The organism is Nocardioides oceani (genome assembly GCF_030412965.1).
In the GTDB taxonomy this organism is placed as follows: Bacteria; Actinomycetota; Actinomycetes; order Propionibacteriales; family Nocardioidaceae; genus Nocardioides; species Nocardioides oceani.
In genome coordinates this window covers 1-231 of record NZ_JAUHJQ010000240.1, presented here as the reverse complement: position 1 = coordinate 231, position 231 = coordinate 1, and the positions used below count along the sequence as shown (strand labels likewise).

At 76.6% G+C, this 231-nt stretch carries 1 protein-coding gene; it reads left to right on the top strand.

Annotation, left to right across the window (positions count from 1 at the left end):
* Positions 1-231, top strand: a 231-nt coding sequence (locus QWY28_RS23910; RefSeq protein ID WP_300955388.1) for an aminotransferase class V-fold PLP-dependent enzyme, incomplete at both ends; no start/stop codon positions are given.

The following is a 231-nucleotide window of genomic DNA, read 5'->3' as shown; positions in this document are numbered from 1 at the left end:
GACAACTTCCCGACCGACCGCTACCTCCTCGAGGGCGTCGCCGGCGAGTGCGGCCTCACCGTGCGGTGGGTCGAGGCCGACCCCGACGGCGGCGTCACCGCGGACGACCGCGCGCCGGCGCGCGGACCGGACACGGCGTTCGTGCTGCTCAGCCATGTCGCGTTCCGCTCCGGTCACGTCGCGGACGGCGCGGCGCTCACCGCGCTGGTGCACGACGCCGGCGCGCTGGTG